This is a genomic window from Chloroflexus sp. MS-G, assembly GCF_000735195.1.
In the GTDB taxonomy this organism is placed as follows: Bacteria; Chloroflexota; Chloroflexia; order Chloroflexales; family Chloroflexaceae; genus Chloroflexus.
On record NZ_JPIM01000063.1, the window covers coordinates 1 to 18,987 of the forward strand.

Genomic DNA, 18,987 nt, shown 5'->3' on the forward strand with positions numbered 1-18,987 from the left:
CCGCCAAATGATGCGGTCAGTGCCGTCCGCGGGCCTGCGGTATTAGCTTGGAATTGCTCTGCTGCTGAACCATTCGGTTATCGAATAGAATCCAAAGTTAAAAACGCCGAAAACTCTGTAAACAGTAAGAGAGTGTACCAAAACAGCGATGAGCGCGTTATACTAGTAGGGAGGTAAATAACAGTGTGATCCCTCTTGCTGAATTCGTACATATGTGCTATCATAGCACATATGTACGGGGCAGGCAATAACATTGACAGCGCCCTCCCCATCGGCAGCATAGCAAGAGGAGTAAACGAGTGAGCAAGAGTAATGGAGGAGCGCCCGCGATGGCTATCACCCCGGAGAAAGAAAAAGCGCTCGCGGCAACGATGGCGCAGATCGACCGCAAGTTTGGTAAAGGCTCGATTATGAAGATGGGCGAGGCGAGCAGCCGGTTGGCCATCGAAGCCATCCCTACCGGTTCAATCGCTCTTGACATCGCCCTGGGCATTGGTGGCGTCCCCCGAGGGCGCGTTGTCGAAATCTTTGGCCCCGAGAGCAGCGGCAAGACTACTCTGGCCCAGCACATTATTGCAGAGGCGCAGAAGATGGGTGGTATCTGTGCCTTTATCGACGCCGAGCATGCCTTTGATCCAGTCTACGCGGCGCGGTGTGGGGTTAAAATTGACGATCTGCTCGTCTCGCAACCGGATACCGGTGAACAAGCGCTAGAAATCTGCGAGATGCTGGTGCGCTCGAACGCGATTGATGTCATTGTTATCGACTCGGTAGCTGCCCTCGTCCCTCGGGCCGAGATTGAAGGAGAGATGGGCGACTCGATGCCCGGTATGCAAGCCCGCTTGATGAGTCAGGCCTTGCGCAAGCTGTCCGGTGCAATCAGCAAGAGCCGTACAGTTGTTATCTTCATCAACCAACTACGAATGAAGATTGGGGTGATGTTTGGTTCGCCAGAAACAACGACTGGCGGCCAGGCGTTGAAGTTCTATGCCTCAGTACGACTCGACATTCGCCGCATCGAGACTCTCAAGCAAGGCCAGGAGGCGATTGGCTCGCGCGTGCGGGTTAAGGTGATCAAAAACAAAGTTGCGCCACCGTTCCGTCAGGCTGAATTCGATATTCTGGCAAACGAAGGTATCTCCCGCGAAGGGAATATTATCGATATCGGTACCGAGCTGGGGATTATTCGTAAGAGCGGCGCCTGGTTCTACCTTGGCGAGGATCGTCTCGGCCAGGGGCGCGAGAATGTCCGTGAGTTTTTGAAGAATAATCCTGCCCTGACCGACGAGATCGAACGCTTGATCAAGGCGCAGGCGCTGACGAATCCGGCGGTTATTGCACCGAGTGCTGATATTGATGAAGACACCATCTTTGAAGAGTAACGCACACGTCGGCAGCCTTTGTGGAGAGATTACAAATGCTCGCCTGTGCAGTTGGAACGCTTGCTAAAGCCGGTACTGATAAAGGTATGAGCATTGCGTTACGACGGACATTAACCGCCGTCTTTCCAAATTGACAGTTCGAGGGAGTGAACGATCGTCGGTATCGATGACGTGCGTTGCAGTGAATATCGACTGCATTTTTCCAAACCCTTCCTCGTTTGTGTGCTCAAAGGAAGGGTTCACCGATACTGTGAGGTTAGGGAAAGGTACTTCTTCATAGAGCATGATCAAAAACCTGAGCTGTTGATGAGGCTCGACAATGGTACGCAATAGAGTGTTTTGGGGAGCGCTGGCAGGCAACACATGCGGCTCCGTGACGTGATAGAACAGGGTTTCGACAGTTTCAAGGCCGGTGCTACGGAGCACGCTTGGTGCCCCTCATTTTCCCCCTAGCTCCCTTCCGATCCTCCACGGGGAGCAGAAGGGAGAAGGCGCAGCGCGGGTAAACGTTGCTCACCCAACCCGTCTCACGTAGCACCTAGCGTTGCCCGCTCGGCAGAGGGGACGTGCGACGAATAGCGGAACAGAACATTGGCCTTCCAACGCAGTAGTTGTACGGGAATGGTACGTTCCCAGTAAGAAATCCGGGTTGTTGATTATGCTCTTGTACCAATCCTGTCTGCGTAAGCCGTGTATCATCCTGCCAGCGCCGCTGGTACCCTCCAATACCCCCGCAAGTGGGGGGCAGGGAGTGATCCAGAGGCACGCGACCAAGATACACGGTTTTCGCGAACGGGATTGGTATTAGGTATGTGACGGTAGAAGTGCTTTATAATGCTAGCTTACCAGAGCGCGAGGTTAGGGAAGGATACGTCTCTGCAACGTTAGTAGCGAAAAGCCCAGGTCGTAGTCGTTCAATGTGAAACCTGGCTGGAAACCTGTTAATGGATACCGTACCACTTCTCGGTAATGACTATCGTTTCCATACTGGGAGTAAGGCTTTTCAACGTTCTCTCCTTTCCTGGCAGTAGTGATGGCAAGAGAGAGAAGTAAGCGATAAGGATTGTTTTCCAACCCCTTTCAATCTCACCCTTCCTCCACGGGGAGAAGAAGGAGTGGAGGGAGAATGTGAGGGATGCCAGTCGTGCTCCGCAGCACGGACTCTGAAGACGTTGAACATCTCTGTACCGGTGGGACGCAGTTTCAAACCTGATCGTCCTGTAATAGCAGATTGCCGAAAGACGTCTGATATGCAACGAATTGGTAGAATCCTGTAATGGCGAAAGTATCTCGCCCATGAACCATCTCACGGCAGAACAGGAAATCATTTCCCTTCCTGCATAGGTAAAAGCGCGTGTCGGACATACCATCATGCCTGTCGGAACTGTCACTGCTATTCGCCAACAGCATAACGATCCCCAGCGCGTCAATATCTTTATCGATAATGAATTTGCGATAGGGATCAGCCTCAACACCCTCGCCCGCACCCGTCTGGCTGTCGGCGTCTATCTTGATGAGCAGAGCTGGGCACAACTCGTTGCCTGCGAACAGGCTGATCAGGCAATGCAACAGGCGTTGCGTCAGATCGAGCGACGGGCACGCTCCAGCTATGAGGTCTATCGCTTTTTACAGCGTAAAGGCTTTAGCGAAGAGATTTGTACCCAGATCATTACCCGCCTGCAGGAGTTAGGCTTACTCAACGATGCCGACTTCGCCAGCCGCTGGGTCGCTCAGCGAAGGGCACTGTCTCGTCGCGGTGAACAAGCGTTACGAGCCGAGCTTCGCCAAAAGGGTATCGATCCGGCATTGATCGAGTCAGCGCTGAGTAGTGAAGAGGACGAGTCCAATGAAGAAACTCGTGCCGAAATGGCTGCGCGTGCCGTTTTGTCACGATACGCGGCCAGCCCCGACTGGAATACATTCCAACGGCGTTTGGGTGGATACTTACTGCGCCGTGGGTTTGCAATCGACCTGATCAGGCCGATACTTGTCCGTTTATGGCGCGAGGTGCGGCCAGCCGATGACGTGTCAGACTATGCTGACGATAACTAGTGTTTTCAAGCGGGAGATAAGAACCAATGCCTCGCGTATCATGATGCCTTCTCAGAACATCGATGCCATTCGTATCAGAGTGTACTGTGTTTTCATGCGCCTTGAAGGAATAACGAGGTATTCGGACGGATACTTAGCGCCTATCCGAATAATTGTCTCACCGTATAGCGGATGAAACCTGATAGATGTACGGGCGCAGCGCCGCTGCGCCCCAACCGATCTTCTTCTGCGACAGGGTATTCCGGATATGCTCCTGGAGCATGATCGGAAACTCGTGGTCTTGATTAGGCGCTCAGCAGAGGCGTTGGCTGAAGTGGTGAGCAACGAAGCGTCTCATCAACAACCTAGGCTTGTGATGAGGCGCGATCATGGCATCGCCGACATGGTGCGCGGAATGGTGGTGGGCAATACCAGCCTCTCTTCGACGCGATGGAAACGCATGTCATGCCCGAACGGTGAGAGATGATACGTCGGTGGTGGGCAACACCAGCCTCTCTTCGACGCGATGGAAACTCGCTTTGCGGCGATCACCGAAACCAGGTGCCTTCACCGGTGGGCAACACCAGTCTCTCTTCGACGTGATGGAAACTCAAGCTGGTACGTCGTCAAATAAGGAACGACAAACTGAGGTGGGCAACACCAGCCTCTCTTCAACGCGATGGAAACTCGCTTTGCGGCGATCACCGAAACCAGGCGCCTTCACCGGTGGCAACACCAGCCTCTCTTCGACGCGATGGAAACGGTTAGCATCGGATTCAGCGCCAGTACTGCGGTGCACGCCTGGCGCCCCTCATCTTCCCCCTCGCCCTCTTCCTCTTCCACAAGAGGAGAGGAAGGGGAGCGTGGGGTGGCTGGCGAGCAAGAACGTTGGCAATTCCTTACGAAATGGTCGTATATGCACGCTACGAGCCTCATGATGATTACGCATGGTTACATCTACGACAGATGAAGCCTGTCAGCGAGGCGCCGCCTCATCCCTACTAGGTATCCCGCAATCAGCGGATCGACTGTACTAACGCTACCTTCCCCGCAGCGCCGTCATCATGCGCATCCCATGCTCATTGTCCCGCTGGGGTGGTGCGCACACACCAACCTGCTACCATCAGCGGATAGGTGTGTAACGGATGTTGCTTCGACCGGTATGATCTGGATAGCGGTGCTGCACCTCGACTGTTCTTCAACCGGATATTTTGGATAGGCGCATCGAAACCGAGGATGCGAACAGACCGTCAGGTGCAACGCTTCGTGAAGGAACGGCAGGGTATTCGGGCATATTTTAGCGCATGATCTGGAGCAGATTGCTATAGTCATCAGTCCAGAGTGGCAGTGATGTTGTGTATCCGTTCATATTACGAGCACGAGTAGTCAATTCAGGAATTGATAAGAGCGATTCATCGCGTGAGAGGAGAAACCAACGTGAGCGGATAGCTCGTTCATTATCTCCTTCATCATCGATAAGCAGACGATGAAGCGAAAAATGATCGGCCAGTTTCCAAACAACTGGTACGAGATCGAGATGGCGGTTAGAAATATGTACAGCGATAATACCGTCAGGAGCGAGATGATCGAGATATAGCGCAAATGCTTCTCGATTCAATAAGTAGACTGGGATGGAATCACTTGAAAAAACATCCAAAACCAATACGTGGTAATTCTGTGAACCACTTTCTTGCAGCTCTCGTTCCAATGACAAACGTGCATCACCTAACACAACTTCAATTGTTGCACTACTATCTTGAAGGTAAGAGAAATAGCCACCTTTCCCTATTGCAATTTCAATAACATCGGGATTAATCTCATAAAAGCGATATACATCATCAGGTAATCCGTAAGCAGCCAGGGTGCCAATGCCCAGTCCAAGCACACCTACGCGCATACCATTCCGCCGCCTGGGATGATGGTTGATCGCTAATCCAACCCCACTCGTTTCGCTATAGTATGCAGTTGGCAGTTTACGTTTCTCTGGATCGAGATACTGAACACCGTGTAATGTCATGCCGTGGACAAGAACATACCGTTGGGACGACTCGTTCGTCAGTTCTAGAACTTTGATTCGAGTCGCGGCATAAAAGTTTCGCTGTAACAAGACAGAGCTTTCTAGATCAAGACTAATAAAAAGGTACATCAGGAATCCCGCGCAGATGAGACCGGCCCATAACATTAGGCGTTGCCACTTCAAACCTGTTTCAGAACGATGGAATGTGGTCAGGAAAAACAACAACCATGCCAGTACTAATCCTAACGGATATTCCCAATAGCCCTTGAAGATAACTGGGGCTACGAAAGTAACAAAGATGCCTCCTAATGCACCACCAACAGACACCAGCAGATAGAATGTAGTTAATTGTGATTGTTGAGGACGTAATCGGTACAGTTCTCCATGACAGATCATACAAACCGCGAATAAACACAAAGAGTAGATTGTGATTTGAATAATTATCGGTATTGTGGCCAGCCCAATAACGGCCCAAATAACTGCTAGAAAAGAAAAAATAAATATTCCAAGGAAGATATTTCGATTGTAATAACGTTCATTAGCAAAAGTTATAATGAAAGACAGCAGATATATTGTTAAAGGTAATACCCACAGAAAGGGAACAACAGCTATTTCCTGGGTTATACGGGCGGTTGTTGCCAAGAGAAACAACGAGGCAGTGGCAGCTAAGCCGATCCACAGCAATCGATCACTCCATGAGAGCCTGATCGGTCGATCACTCGCCTCAATTTCGGGATAGATAACCGTTGCTGACCGGTGTTGTAATGCCTTGATTGTCCCCCAAAGAGCAAACCCAACGTAGCAAAGATACCCGATTGACCACATCCATCCCTGTACCGGTAACGTGAACAGGGGTTCAACAAGCAGTGGATAGCTGACTAATCCAAGCAGCGAGCCAATGTTGGAGATGGCATATAAACGGTATGCTGTTTGCGTTGGAAAAAGACGGTGAAACCATGCCTGTACTAATGGACTATTTGAAGCTAACAAAAAATATGGTAAACCAACCGAAATCATAAGGAGCTTTACAATTTCTAATACAGGCATGGCTTCCGGGGAAGGTTTCCAGTCGCTGCTTGGTGTGATCGGTGATCGCCAGAACACGCTTAACATCAAGACTCCGATAACTGAGAGACATAGTAAGAGAATATGCCAGCGCTCACGTTTGTACCCTGGTTTACTAACCCAATCGGCATACGCATAACCAGCAGTTAATAAAATTTGAAAAAACATTTGCACGGTTGACCATACAGCCGGTACGCCGCCAAACCAGGGCAGAATATAGCGAGCAATCATTGGTTGAATTTGAAAAAGGAGAAATGCTGATAGGAAGATGGAGACGATGAAATAAAACATATTTCCGCACTCAGTATAAATAGCGTGACGCAAGACATCGCCTGGCCTAATCACGGTGAGCAACGTGCTCTGAGAGCATGATCAAAAACCTAGGCTCGCACTGGAACAAGGTTGTAGCGGTTTCAGTGCCTATGCTGCGGAGTAGGCTCGGCATCCACTCACCTTTCCCCTCGCCCCTTTCCTCTCCCCTTGTGGGAGAGGAAGGGGAAGATGCGACGGGATGAACCTGAACCCCGCTCACCCAACCCGTCACACGCATCGCCTGGCGCTGCCTGCTTGGCAGAGGAAACGTGCTGTGGATGAAGGAAAAGAACGTTGGCCACTGGCGTCATGGTCGCAGATGCACGGTGCGAGTCTCATAAGAAATCTGGGTTTTGATCAAGCGCTGAGAATGAAAGAGTAGCCTTACAAAAACTGAGTCGATGATCATGGTGACTACTGTAACTCAACGATCAGGGAATATGAGATTTGTATCAGTTACGATCATTATAACATCAAATCTCTCGCATGCAAAAGATGGTTTTAGAACGGGTTGATGCTTTGATTGTTGGTTTGGTTGATGCCTGGGCATCAAATCTCTCGCATGCAAAAGATGGTTTTAGAACTGGCCCTGTTTCTAGAGGACCCTAACCCTCACCAGGTTAGCAGATGCTCGGCAAAGATCATACGGCGAGTGCGCGTTTCACAGCGCAAGATTAGGGAGTTCGTTTCTGCACGGTCACCGGCTAGCCGAACACCACGAAGCAGGATGCTATCGGTGATGCCAGTAGCGACGAAAAATATCTGGTTACTGCTGACAATATCGTCACAGGTCAGAATCCGTTTCGTGTCCAGACCGGCGTGCGTAATCGCTGCACGCTCGGCTTCACTCTGCGGAGCGAGACGGGCTAACATTGCACCACCGAGAGATTTCACGGCGCAGGCAGCCAGTACTCCTTCGTGTGCTCCACCAATTCCCATCAATATGTCAACGTTTGTACCAGAAATTGCCGCCAGCAATGCACCGTAGATGTCGCCATCATCAGCTAGCATTACTCGTGCTCCGGCAGCTCGAATCTCGTCGATCAGGTGGACGTGCCGTGGACGATCAAGGACGAAGACGACTACATCACGTACCGAGCGTCGGGTTGCCCGTGCGACCAGTGCCAATGTCCAACCAGCCGGCGCATCGAGACACTCTGGAACCAAGTACGGCGCAACCTGAGGGCCAACAATAATCTTTTCCATATAAGCCGCCGGGTAAGGCGTCCACAACGCACCACGATTGGTTACGGCGGCAAAAGAGACAGCCCCAGCACGCCCCTGGGCTAACTGACGTCGTCCGTCAACCGGATCAACGATGAGGTCCGCAGGTGGGCCGTTACCAGTACCAACCCGTGCTCCACCCGATAGCGGCGTAGCAGCCATCGCTCGTACTTCTTCACCCATAACGAGACGACCATCAATTTCAAGATTAGCCAACGCGGCAGCCATTGCAGTAGCGGCTGCCTGATCGGCAGCGTCAATTTCACCGCGCCCCATCAAACGAGCGGCTGCAATAGCGGCTGCTTCAGTAGCACGCACGAGATCAAGGCCGGTGTTGGGGCCGAGCTTTTGTGTCGGTAGTATCTCCATAGTGGCTCCCTTCTTCTGCATCGCACCCGTCAAAACTCCTCAACCGCTTCGAGCAGATTTGCCGCTTCCCACGCCAGCATCCCACCTTCCAGCACCAGCGGCGGTGGGGTGCGTCCGGCCAGCAGTGCTGCGGCCCGTAAGCTCCGCCGACCACTCCGGCACACCAGCACCAGCGGGCCAGGGGGCAGGTGCTCACGGTGGCGGAGCAGTTGCGCAAGGGGGATGTTGCGGGCACCAGGAATATGCCCGCGCTGGAATTCACGCGGTTCGCGCACATCGATGACCTGTGGCGGCTGCGCTGTGTGCAGTTGTTCCCATAGCGCCCGTGCCGTAATCTGTGCTGGTGGCTTGCCGTCGCGAAGGGGGAGGGCTACTGGCGCAGGTAACAATTGCTTCGGCAACTCCTGACACTCGCGGAATACACGCCGGTCACACTCGTAAATGCAGACTGCCGGGTCAAGCACGCGATGAAACAGAAAGTCGATGGCCTTGTCTTCGTCGAGAAAGCGTTCAGCGCCGAGCTGCTCGTAAAAGCCGCTGATCTGCATCCGGTGCATCACACTTGCCCGTACTCGCACAAAGTAGAGATCACCGCCGCGCACCCGCAGTGTGCGCCGAATGGTTTCGAGCGCCCGGATCCCACTCACATCACACTGATTGACGCTGTGCATCCGTAAGAGCAGATAGCGCACGCTCTGTTGCCGTTCCAGCAGCCCCAACAACTGTTCTTCCACGTGATTGACCGCGCCAAAATAGAGGTCGCCTTGCAGGTCAACTACCAGCAATTGCGGACACATTGGCTTGCCGTGCGCTGTATCCCAGTGGCGAAACTCGCTGTCGGGCACGACAGCTTCCACGCGCGGCATAGCGGTGCGGATCAGGTAATATCCCAGAGAGGTGACTACCCCGATCAAAATTGCAAATTGCAACGGCAGCGTGAGTGTTAATGCCAGTGTTGTAACCATAATGGCCGACTCACCACGTGAACTACGCCAGACCCGCGCCATTGCTTTGTGGTCAACCATACCGAGCGCGGCAACCATCAATGTTCCCGCTAGCACAGCACGCGGAATGATGGCGAGAATCTCGTTCAACAGACTGGTCCCGATTAGAACGGTAATACCTGAAATAACGCCGGTGAGCGCTGTCTTGCCACCTGCCTGATACGCCAGCGCCGAGCGGTTGAATGAGCCAGAACACGGCATGCCGGAAAAGATTCCAGATGCAATGTTTGCTAATCCCTGTCCGACAAATTCCTGATTGCTGTCAATTCGTTGACCGGTGTAGCCAGCAATCGCACGGGCAATCGCAATTGCCTCAACCAGACCGATAATGGCCAGCGCAAGTGCACCATTGGCCAACTGCCCAATCAAGTGGAGATCAAATGGTAACTGCGCCAATGGTGGAAAACCTGCCGGCACTTCACCCATCAAACGCACACCCTGCTGTTCTAGGTCGAAAACCCAGACAATGAATGTCATGATGACAATACTCAAGAGAGAGGCTGGCAATGTGCGGGTAAACTTAGGAATCGTATAGATAATAATAATGGTCAATCCACCAATAATAAGAGACGGCCAGTGTACTTGTTCGAATTTCGCCAGCGTTTCAACAACGATTGTAGGAATATTCGCACCTGGAGGAATGCTAATGCGTGTAATAGGACCGATCTGATTGAATAAAATTAAGAGTCCTGATCCGGCTGTAAACCCAACGGCAACTGCATCTGAGATGAAGGTCACCAGCATACCTAATCGGGCAATACCCATAATGAGCCGGATTATTCCGGCCATTATCGCAACTAAACTGGCAGCCGTAACGAATTCGGAACTGCCGACCGGTGCAATCGGCAAAAGTACCGATAGAGTTAAAATAGCGCCAGTTGTAGTTGGGCCACTGTTTAGCAGAGTAGAGGATCCCCACAATGCCCCGATCATCGTGGCGACCATTGCACTGTACAAACCAACCACTGGTGGTAGACCACCCAAAATAGCAAACGCCAGTGATTGGGGTAGTAAAACCAGACCGACCGTGACTCCGGCGAAAAAGTCCGCTCGTAATGCGTGCAGTGGATAAGTCCGAAATAATCGAACGGGCTGCGCGAATAAGGTTAGTGCCGAACGTATGTAATCGTACATAGTGATGTATTCATGTGTCTGACAAGAATCACCATCATTCATTGTGACCAAAATCGCTTGCTATCTGAAGGATAGTGTAGATGAAAGAGAGCAGTTGCCGTTTACTCCAGATGTTTTCCATCATACCGCGATTTCAGATTAGTAAAGCAGTGATGAATACTCTTGAACGTAGCTTTGTAATTACAGATACCGTATTCCTGTCAGATAGTCTATGGTATAGTGAAGGCGGTGGAGCTGTTGATCATTATGCTGAATCTCGATATTCAGTATAACGTTTCTCGAATGGATTCATTCCCAATGTGCAACAAGAGGTTTGTACGAACGATAGGATCAGTACCGTTGTTGGCAGTAATAACTGTGACCAGGGAGAGGATTTCACGAATTAATAGAGCTATGATCGACCGCCATTTATGGATGCTGAGTACTATTGTCGGTTTGATCCTCTTCTGGTTCTTACGGCAACGCGGTTACGATGATCCGTACATTACATATCGTTACGCGATGAACCTGGCAAGTGGTAACGGCTTTGTCTACAATCCTGGCGTTGCGACCCTCAGTACAACAGCCCCCCTGTTCGGATTGATCCTGACCCCAGTGGCCTTATTCGGCTGGCCGATTCCACTGGTAGCTAACCTGATTGGCTGTCTGAGTCACGCCACTGGAGCACTGGCGTTGTGGCGATTGGGTCAGGAATGGAATGACAGGCTTGCTGCTGGAGCAGCAGCGCTCTTGTACCTGCTCTTTCCCTTTTCACTGACAACGCTTGGCAGTGAGACTTTGCCGGCAATGGCGTTGACGCTATGGATTTTTGTTTGGGCAGCACGTGGTCGGCAATGGCTTACCGGTACCCTTGCCGGGTTGTTGGTCTGGCTACGGCCCGATGGGATTCTCGTCGGGCCGTTAGCGCTCCTGTTGTTGACGATAACCGGCAAGCACTGGCGTAATTGGCGGCGCTGGCCGTGGTTAGCAGGATTGATCTGGATCGGGATCGTTAGTACTGGCGCAGGATTGGCCTGGTTCATATACGGTGCACCATTGCCGGTAACGCTCTATGCCAAGCAACAACAAGCGCTCATTCCTGGTTTCTACGATTTTGGTGATCGACTGTGGGTGACGTTGCGTAACCATCTTGCTCAGCCTGTTTACCAGATGGTCTTCTTGCTGGCCGGTCTCGGCTTGATAGCGAGTTTGCGCTCTTGGCGCTGGCTATTTTTGATCGGATGGGCAACGCTCTACGCTCTGGCTTATACGCTCTTGCACGTAGCTGGCTATTTCTGGTATGTGGCCCCACTCGTTGTCGGTCTGGCACCTGCATTCGGGCTTGGGGTACGTCTTGTCGGCAGATGGTTACAGCGGCTTGGTGGGCTGAGGTTAAGCAGTATTGGGATTGTCGTGATATTATGCGGCACTACTCTCTGGTTGAGCAGTGCTGTTTATCGGATCGGTCAACAGATCGATCCGCGTTTGACCGTCTATCGTGAGGCAGGAGAATGGTTGGCAGCCAATACTCCACCAAACGCTAGCGTTGCCACGCTAGAGATCGGCATTATCGGCTATTACGCTCAGCGTCCGATAATCGATTTTGCCGGTCTTCTACAGACGGACATTGCCGCCCAATTGGGATCAGGAGGGTTTGGCGCTTCGGCGCAGTATGCGATTGAGCATTATCGTCCAGCATACCTGGTATTACAGGAACAAGCCCTCTCCCTGCTGAGTGGACGACCTGACCTTACCGCACGTTGCCCGATTGTCGCCGAGATTCCCGATCCACGGTATGCAGCACCATTGACGATCCACGCCTGTCGTTGGGAAAGCCCTTAATAGTCCATCAGGATGTACGCTACGCCTATCGACCAGAGGAGAAACGAATGAAACGATTGATCACTATCACCCTCTTGCTCATACTGTTAACTACGACGATTCCTGTCGCGGCTCAATCTACTGCACCCGTCTGCTTTCCCGATGTACCGCTCATTGATAACTGCCTTCATCCATCTTTCGTGGCCTACTGGCGCGATAATGGTGGTCTACCGGTGTTCGGTTATCCCATCAGCGCTCTCGAACTATTTACCGGCGATGAAGGGCGATTGTTGACCGTGCAATGGACGGAGCGCAATCGTCTGGAGTTACACCCAAACAACCCTCCGGAGTATCGTATCCAGATCGGGCGGATGGGAGCAGAAGCATTAGCCCGTGCTGGTCGTGATCCTTTTGCCGATCCGCCTGATAGCGGGCCACAACCCGGATGTCTCTGGTTTCCTGAAACCGGTCACAATGTCTGTGATCAGGAACCAGGCAACGGCTTTCGTTCGTACTGGCAGAACAACGGGCTACGGATTCCCGGCCTGAGTCGCTATGCGCAATCACTAGCGCTGTTCGGCTACCCGTTAACGGCCCCGCAAATGGAGCGGAATGCAAACGGTGATCTGGTATTGACCCAGTGGTTTGAGCGAGCACGTTTTGAGTGGCATCCGCAAAATCCGGCTCGTTCACGAGTGTTACTTGGTTTGCTGGGGCGCGAACTGTACACCTCGCCACAACCTCTACCTGATCTGCGGAGTGGCCGGTCTGTGTTCGGTGTGGAAATCAATCGCGGTACTGTCGCTGCCACTGCCAACCGTCTGGCCGAGCTGGGAGCTGACTGGGTGCGCTACAACGGTATTCTCTGGTCGGAAGTAGAACCAACGCCAGGTGCTCGTAATTGGGAGGCCCTGAAACAGGTTGAAGCTGACTTGCAAGCGATCAGAGCAGCAGGTGCTATCCCGATGGTTGTAGTCCGCGGCGCACCATCGTGGGCACAGGCCCGGCCAGATATCATTTGTGGGCCGATCCGCGCTGATGCCTTGCCTGCGTTTGCGGCGTTCCTCAGTGACCTAGTCGCTCGCTATCGTCAGCCACCGTACAACGTGACATTTTGGGAATTGGGAAATGAGCCTGACGCACCGTTTCAGCTTGTCGGTAGTACAGCGCCGTTTGGGTGTTGGGGTGATGAACAGGATACAGAGAGCTACGGCGGTACGGCGTATGCCGCAATGCTGAAAGCTGCCTATCCGGCAATCAAAGCTGCCGACCCCCAGGCCCAGGTCATTCTTGGCGGGTTAATCCTCGATTGCGCACCGGATCGTTTGCTGTCAAACGGTCAGCCCTGTCGGGCTGGTCGCTTTTTCGAGGGTGTCTTACGCGCTGGAGGGGGTGATTACTTTGACATCGTCGCCTATCATGCGTATGGCTACTTCCGTCCTAATTACGACCCGGATCGCGAGCGGCCAAACTGGAGTGACCGTGGTGGGGCAACGCTGGGCAAGGCGGCTTACCTACGCGAAACGCTGGCGCAGTACGGCTATGCTAAACCACTCCTTATGAATGAAGGAGCCTTGCTCTGCTATCGCAGTTCGCCAAATTGTCGGCCCAACGGTTTTGAAGCAGCAAAAGCCGACGCAGTAGTACGACTCTACGCTCGAACGCTGGCAATTGATCTGCTGATGTCACACTGGTACACACTGAACGGCCCTGGCTGGCAGGAGAGTGGGTTACTCGATGCCAACCAACAACCGGTACCGGCCTTTCAGGCATTTCAGTTCTTGCGCCAACAACTGGCCAGCGCACGCTACGTGCGCACTGTAAACATTCCCGGTCTGGAAGGGTATCATTTCCGTACACCCGACGGTGACGTGATTATCGTCTGGAGTATTGATGGCAGCGAACGGACATTTACCGTTCCATCTGCAACCCGCGCTATCTACGACGCAACCGGTACGGCGTTGCCGTTATCAGCAACGCTGACCCTGACGACTGCACCTCGGATCGTTGTTGTTTCGAGACGGTAATGTGTGGCAGCATAAGTATGGTTGATGTGCCGCGAGGTATTGGTAAGGACGAGGCAGCACCTCGCCCTACTGACCAGGTTCATCTATCGTGGACATGACGATATTCGGATAAGCTCTAAGAGCCTATCCGAATCATCGTCTCAGGGTACAGTGGATAAAACCTAATAGATGTACGGGCGCAGCGCCGCTGCGCCCCAACCGAATCTTCTTCTGCGACAAGGTATTCTGGATAGGCACTAAACCTGCTCCAGCAATTGTTCCCACGTCAGGATTATCTACACCCTTCACCGGATCAACCACAGCTCTTCTTGCGGTTGACCGATCCACTCATACCCATCGGCAGTAACCAGAATTTCTTCCTCAAGCGAGATATAACCGTAATGAGTACGCACACCAAGTTCAAGGGTCAAGACCATTCCGGCGTCGATGGTGCCGTAAGGCTTGTCGCCGTACCGCTCCCAGCGTGGATAGAAGCCAACCCCACCATCGTGTACCGCTCGTCCAACTTGATGCCCAAGTGCATGCGGGTACTCTGGATAACCGGCAGCGGTAATTGTCTGGCGGGCAATCGCATCAATTTCCCAGCCAATAACCCCGGGTCGTATTGCCGCCGCTGCATTCTGAATGGCAGCTTTGACTGCATTGAAGGCGTGTAGAACTTCGGCTGGCGGTTTGTCTTCGTTAGGCCGCAAACAATACCAGACCCGCTGATGATCCGAGCAGTAGTCATTCAGTTTGACGCCAAAATCCATGTGGAAGATTTCACCAGGACGCACGATTTCATCCGAGGGGCCAACGTGTCCCCATGGCGAAGATGGTCCGGCATTAAGGCCAGGACAATGGGCAGGGTCCCAGGCTGTCGTCGCCCCGCAGGCGTTGGTTTGCGCCTGCACAAATGCCGCAACCTCGCGTTCACTCACGCCAGGCCGTAGAAAATCACCGACCGCAGTAAAGATGCGCAGACCGAGATCGGCAGCAGCTCGTAAGCGTGCCACTTCCTGGGGGGTCTTGCGACTGCGTAGGGCAGCGACAAAGGATTCGGCAGAAACGAGGCGATTGCGATAGGGTGTATCGGCAAGATAATCGCACAAATTGAGATACATACCGTAGGTCAGGCCATCGGCGCTCACATCGCCGCGGCTGATGTTAATCCCGATACGTTGCGGATCGTAAGCAGAAAGGATTCGGACGAGTTCAGGGCCAATACTCTGAGTATAGGTGCGTATATCAGTAAACAGACCAGTTTGCCGAACCGCTTCATCATCACCCAAACCGGTCAGAGCTAACGCATAACCACTACGAGTAACCATGATGGCCGTCGGCCAGGTGAAAGAGAATTGACCGAGGAGTTTTAGCGATGGATCGGTGTGTTCAGCCGTTTCACGAACAAAAATGAGCCAGAGATCAAGATCATGCGCTGCCAGCAGTTCGCTAGCCTGGTGCAGTTTCTCGTGGTAGAGGTCCATTCGTTAGCTCCTCATTCCATGACGATGCGGCTGAACGTTGCGTTACGAGATCGGGTCTGGTATTCAATCCTCGTGTGGTGGGCAATCGAGCCTCCTCGGCTCTTCCCACCGCTGTACGCCAAACGATGTACTACCGCCACAAACTATTCCAGAGGTCTTGCAACGTGCTTTGTACACCGGCAATCGTCTGCCGGATAGGGTCGGGCGAGAGGCGAGCATCGAGGCGGGTACGGGCATCTTCAATCACCTCAGTGAGCATGCGGTGAGCTTCTTCGGCGTAGAGCTTGGTTAGCAACTCAGCATAGGCATCGAGTAACTGTTCGCGGTCAGCTTGAGGAGTTTCATCAAGTAAATTTGCTAAAATTTGTCGGGCACGAGTATAGAAATCTTCAATCGCCATAAGCGCTTCCTTCCCGGACTGCTATCGAGCATCTATGATACCGGTGGAATATCCCGCCTGAGTACTTCTCGAGAGCGGCCACCTTCAGCAGGACCGACATACCCCTGTTGCTCCAGCAGATCGATCAACTGCTGGGCCTTCGAGTAACCAATGCGAAGCCGCCGCTGGAGAAGGGAGGCTGAAGCGCGCTGGTGCTGCGAGACAAGCGCAATCGCCTGGGGCAACAGCTCATCTTGTTCGGCGGGCGAGAGAAATTCGGCTGGTGGTTTAAAATTATCTCCGCTGGTGGCAGCCTGATCGGTACGAGTATCACTTGCCGTTTCAGCCGACTTCGCCTCGGTGGGAGGAGCAGCATTACGCCAGAACTCAACGATCCGCTCAACTTCGCGGTCGGCAACGTAAGTCCCCTGGATACGCACCAACTTAGACGAGTCAGCAGCCATGTAGAGCATGTCACCACGGCCCAGGAGATGTTCAGCACCGGGCATGTCAAGGATAACGCGGCTATCGACCTGTGAGGTTACCGCGAAGGCGATCCGTGAAGGGAAATTTGCCTTAATCAAACCGGTAATCACATCGACTGACGGACGCTGAGTAGCGATGATTAAATGAATCCCCGTTGCCCGAGCCATCTGCGCCAACCGACAGATATAGGTCTCAACCTCATCGGCAGCCATCATCATCAGATCGGCCAACTCATCGATCACAATGACAATATACGGCATTGGTTCGAGATCGGCCCGTTTTCGTGCCAGTTGGCGATAACTGTCGATATTACGACAGGCATTACGGGCAAAGATTTTGTAGCGGCGTTCCATCTCGCGGGTGGCCCACTTTAGCGTTGGCACAACCCGTTCTACCTCAGTCACTACCGGCGAAAGCAGGTGCGGAATGTGGTTGTAGACGATCATCTCGACCATTTTGGGGTCGATCAGAATGAACTTAAGTTCGTCGGGAGTGTGTTTCAGCAACAAACCGCAGAGAAAGGCATTAATAGCTACTGATTTCCCCGAACCGGTAGCACCGGCGACCAATAAGTGCGGCATTTTGGTGAGGTCGGCAATCACCGGCGTGCCACTCACATCCTTCCCCAGCGGCAGTTTCAAGCGGCCACGGTGCAATTCGTACTCTTCGCTGTCGAGTACCTCACGCAGAGTAACCATCGCGATGGCGCTATTGGGAATTTCAATCCCAACCACATTTTTGCCGGGAATTGGCGCCTCAATCCGGATCGATTGCGCAGCCAGCGCCAAAGCCAAATCGCGTTCGAGGGTCAAAATTTTCGCGACCTTAACCCCGACTGCCGGTTGTAGTTCAAACTGCGTCACTGCCGGGCCAGTATTCACACCAACCACCCGTGCTTCAACCTTAAAGCTGGCCAATGTCTCTTCGATCACACGGGCTTTCAGCCGTCGTTCTTCATCGGTGATACCACCATCAGCGGTACGTTCAAGTAACAGATCGAGGGCCGGAAGAGGCCAGGCTCGGCGTACCGATGACAGTTCAAATCCATCGAGCGGCTCCTGGACAACCTCCTGCACAGGCTCTGGTTGTGTCGGCGTGGGCGGCTTTGGCAGCGGAGCGGCTTTGGCGGTTGGTGATGGTAACTCAGGTGTTGGGCGCTGGAACAGACTGGCCCGCGTAGGGCGCGCTGCTATCGGTGTTGGCACAATATCATCGACAGATGTCTGCGGTGGTGGTACAAAGAGTACATCGCTACTGCCACGTTGCAGTGCTGTTGGTTGTGGTAATGGCGAGCGGTGCGGTACATTCCAGAGCATCCGCCAGAATGCAGTAGTACGCTCGATCATCCCCAACACCAGCTTGCGCACAGTGAGGTTGAACGTGAGGAGTAAGCCTGTCAGACCCAGCGCCAGGATCACCATCACTGCGGCAATGCGCCCAATAGCGAGCTGTAGGAGTTCTAGGAGCCAGTAGCCAATCAGTCCACCACCCTCATTCATTCTGTCAGGGAGGAGGATGTCATGCACCGGCACTTCTAGCAAGCCTAGCATTGCCAGCAACACAAAAACTGTCCCCAATACATTCGCACCACTTAGGCTGGCATCGGTTATCTGTTCCTGCCACAAAATAGCAATACCGATGACCAGGAGAGTAAGCGGTACAAAGAAGATACCGGCGCCAAACAACGTATGCACCAGGTCGAGGTAAAGACGCCCCAACCCACCAGATTCACCGGTAAAAACAAAAATAATTGTTATCGCGGCCAGCAGGATCAGACCGATGGCAAAGAGTTCACGTTGATGTTCGGGGCGCAGGGCAACCTGCCAGGCTCCGCGTGCCTTACCCTTTCGACCACGATTGCTCGTAGTGCGCTGTTTTCCTGACGCTTTGTGCCCGCTACGTGAAGCCATGGTTCTTACTCGTCGGGTACTTCTATATGCAATTCGATTATAGCATATTTGTGCGAGAGGGTATAGACAAAAACTCGGTATCGCTACGGATGAACCTTGGATGCATGAGGAGGGGTGAGTAACCGCCTTGCCCCTACCGATGTCCACGACGATGGTCACGGAGCGCCGATCCGACATCTCCTGTTGCCGCAGCAAATCGGTCGGGGCGCAGCAGCGCTGCGCCCGTCTATCCATCAATGGCGTGCATCCGTTACACCGTGAGACGGTTATTCGGATGGGCACTTAGTTCGTCGTGCGTGAACCAATGATGCCTCACAACTTCCTCCGAATCTCCTTTCGCTCTCATAGGTCGAGGGTGCACGGCGAATCTCTCGCAATCCT

At 52.9% G+C, this 18,987-nt stretch carries 11 protein-coding genes; 5 read left to right on the forward strand and 6 right to left on the reverse strand.

Translation table 11 applies throughout. From position 1 onward, the window contains the following. Positions 1 to 329 precede the first annotated feature (329 nt). Positions 330 to 1,382 (forward strand): recombinase RecA, encoded by a 1,053-nt coding sequence (gene recA / locus JE47_RS0112290; protein WP_028458140.1) that lies wholly within the window; start codon positions 330 to 332, stop codon positions 1,380 to 1,382. 1,371 nt (positions 1,383 to 2,753) lie between these two features. Further along, on the forward strand, positions 2,754 to 3,434 hold the full coding sequence (locus JE47_RS0112300; protein WP_031460049.1) for a regulatory protein RecX: 681 nt from the start codon (positions 2,754 to 2,756) through the stop codon (positions 3,432 to 3,434). Positions 3,435 to 4,710: 1,276 nt separating this feature from the next. Here JE47_RS0112300 and JE47_RS0112310 read toward each other — a convergent pair. The 3 genes from JE47_RS0112310 to JE47_RS0112320 form a co-directional block, all read right to left on the reverse strand. Then, positions 4,711 to 6,786: a hypothetical protein gene (locus tag JE47_RS0112310; RefSeq protein WP_031460051.1), complete on the reverse strand. Its 2,076-nt coding sequence runs from the start codon at positions 6,784 to 6,786 to the stop codon at positions 4,711 to 4,713. 633 nt (positions 6,787 to 7,419) lie between these two features. Then, a complete protein-coding gene (locus JE47_RS0112315) occupies positions 7,420 to 8,400 on the reverse strand; it encodes a fructose-bisphosphatase class II family protein (RefSeq protein WP_031460052.1) in 981 nt (326 codons plus the stop codon). A 29-nt stretch (positions 8,401 to 8,429) separates the two neighbouring features. Beyond that, the gene (locus tag JE47_RS0112320) at positions 8,430 to 10,538 is read right to left on the reverse strand and encodes a SulP family inorganic anion transporter (RefSeq protein ID WP_031460053.1); all 2,109 of its coding nucleotides are present in this window, start codon (positions 10,536 to 10,538) and stop codon (positions 8,430 to 8,432) included. A gap of 393 nt (positions 10,539 to 10,931) precedes the next feature. On the opposite strand from JE47_RS0112320, the gene JE47_RS0112330 reads away from it, so the two are divergent. Together JE47_RS0112330 and JE47_RS0112335 are read left to right on the forward strand one after the other, a co-directional pair. After that, positions 10,932 to 12,359, forward strand: a complete 1,428-nt coding sequence (locus tag JE47_RS0112330; protein ID WP_236631225.1) for a glycosyltransferase family 39 protein — start codon at positions 10,932 to 10,934, stop codon at positions 12,357 to 12,359. A gap of 47 nt (positions 12,360 to 12,406) precedes the next feature. Then, positions 12,407 to 14,365: a hypothetical protein gene (locus JE47_RS0112335; protein ID WP_031460056.1), complete on the forward strand. Its 1,959-nt coding sequence runs from the start codon at positions 12,407 to 12,409 to the stop codon at positions 14,363 to 14,365. Positions 14,366 to 14,649: 284 nt separating this feature from the next. Here JE47_RS0112335 and JE47_RS0112340 read toward each other — a convergent pair whose 3' ends face one another. The 3 genes from JE47_RS0112340 to JE47_RS0112350 all read right to left on the reverse strand — a co-directional run bounded on the left by JE47_RS0112340 (position 14,650) and on the right by JE47_RS0112350 (position 18,606). Then, a complete protein-coding gene (locus tag JE47_RS0112340; protein WP_031460057.1) occupies positions 14,650 to 15,831 on the reverse strand; it encodes a M24 family metallopeptidase in 1,182 nt (393 codons plus the stop codon). 130 nt (positions 15,832 to 15,961) lie between these two features. Next, the gene (locus JE47_RS0112345) at positions 15,962 to 16,231 is read right to left on the reverse strand and encodes a hypothetical protein (protein ID WP_028458117.1); all 270 of its coding nucleotides are present in this window, start codon (positions 16,229 to 16,231) and stop codon (positions 15,962 to 15,964) included. 32 nt (positions 16,232 to 16,263) lie between these two features. Continuing rightward, a complete protein-coding gene (locus JE47_RS0112350) occupies positions 16,264 to 18,606 on the reverse strand; it encodes an FtsK/SpoIIIE family DNA translocase (protein WP_031460058.1) in 2,343 nt (780 codons plus the stop codon). 114 nt (positions 18,607 to 18,720) lie between these two features. On the opposite strand from JE47_RS0112350, the gene JE47_RS21805 reads away from it, so the two are divergent. After that, positions 18,721 to 18,867 carry a hypothetical protein gene (locus JE47_RS21805; protein WP_160173286.1) on the forward strand — a complete coding sequence of 49 codons (147 nt, stop codon included), beginning with the start codon at positions 18,721 to 18,723 and terminating at the stop codon, positions 18,865 to 18,867. Positions 18,868 to 18,987 lie beyond the last annotated feature (120 nt).

Coding starts and splice junctions, on each gene's coding strand:
- recA (WP_028458140.1), top strand. CDS start 330: ATGGCTATCACCCCGGAGAAAGAAAAAGCGCTCGCGGCAACGATGGCG.
- JE47_RS0112300 (WP_031460049.1), top strand. CDS start 2,754: ATGCCTGTCGGAACTGTCACTGCTATTCGCCAACAGCATAACGATCCC.
- JE47_RS0112310 (WP_031460051.1), bottom strand. CDS start 6,786: ATGTTTTATTTCATCGTCTCCATCTTCCTATCAGCATTTCTCCTTTTT.
- JE47_RS0112315 (WP_031460052.1), bottom strand. CDS start 8,400: ATGGAGATACTACCGACACAAAAGCTCGGCCCCAACACCGGCCTTGAT.
- JE47_RS0112320 (WP_031460053.1), bottom strand. CDS start 10,538: ATGTACGATTACATACGTTCGGCACTAACCTTATTCGCGCAGCCCGTT.
- JE47_RS0112330 (WP_236631225.1), top strand. CDS start 10,932: ATGATCGACCGCCATTTATGGATGCTGAGTACTATTGTCGGTTTGATC.
- JE47_RS0112335 (WP_031460056.1), top strand. CDS start 12,407: ATGAAACGATTGATCACTATCACCCTCTTGCTCATACTGTTAACTACG.
- JE47_RS0112340 (WP_031460057.1), bottom strand. CDS start 15,831: ATGGACCTCTACCACGAGAAACTGCACCAGGCTAGCGAACTGCTGGCA.
- JE47_RS0112345 (WP_028458117.1), bottom strand. CDS start 16,231: ATGGCGATTGAAGATTTCTATACTCGTGCCCGACAAATTTTAGCAAAT.
- JE47_RS0112350 (WP_031460058.1), bottom strand. CDS start 18,606: ATGGCTTCACGTAGCGGGCACAAAGCGTCAGGAAAACAGCGCACTACG.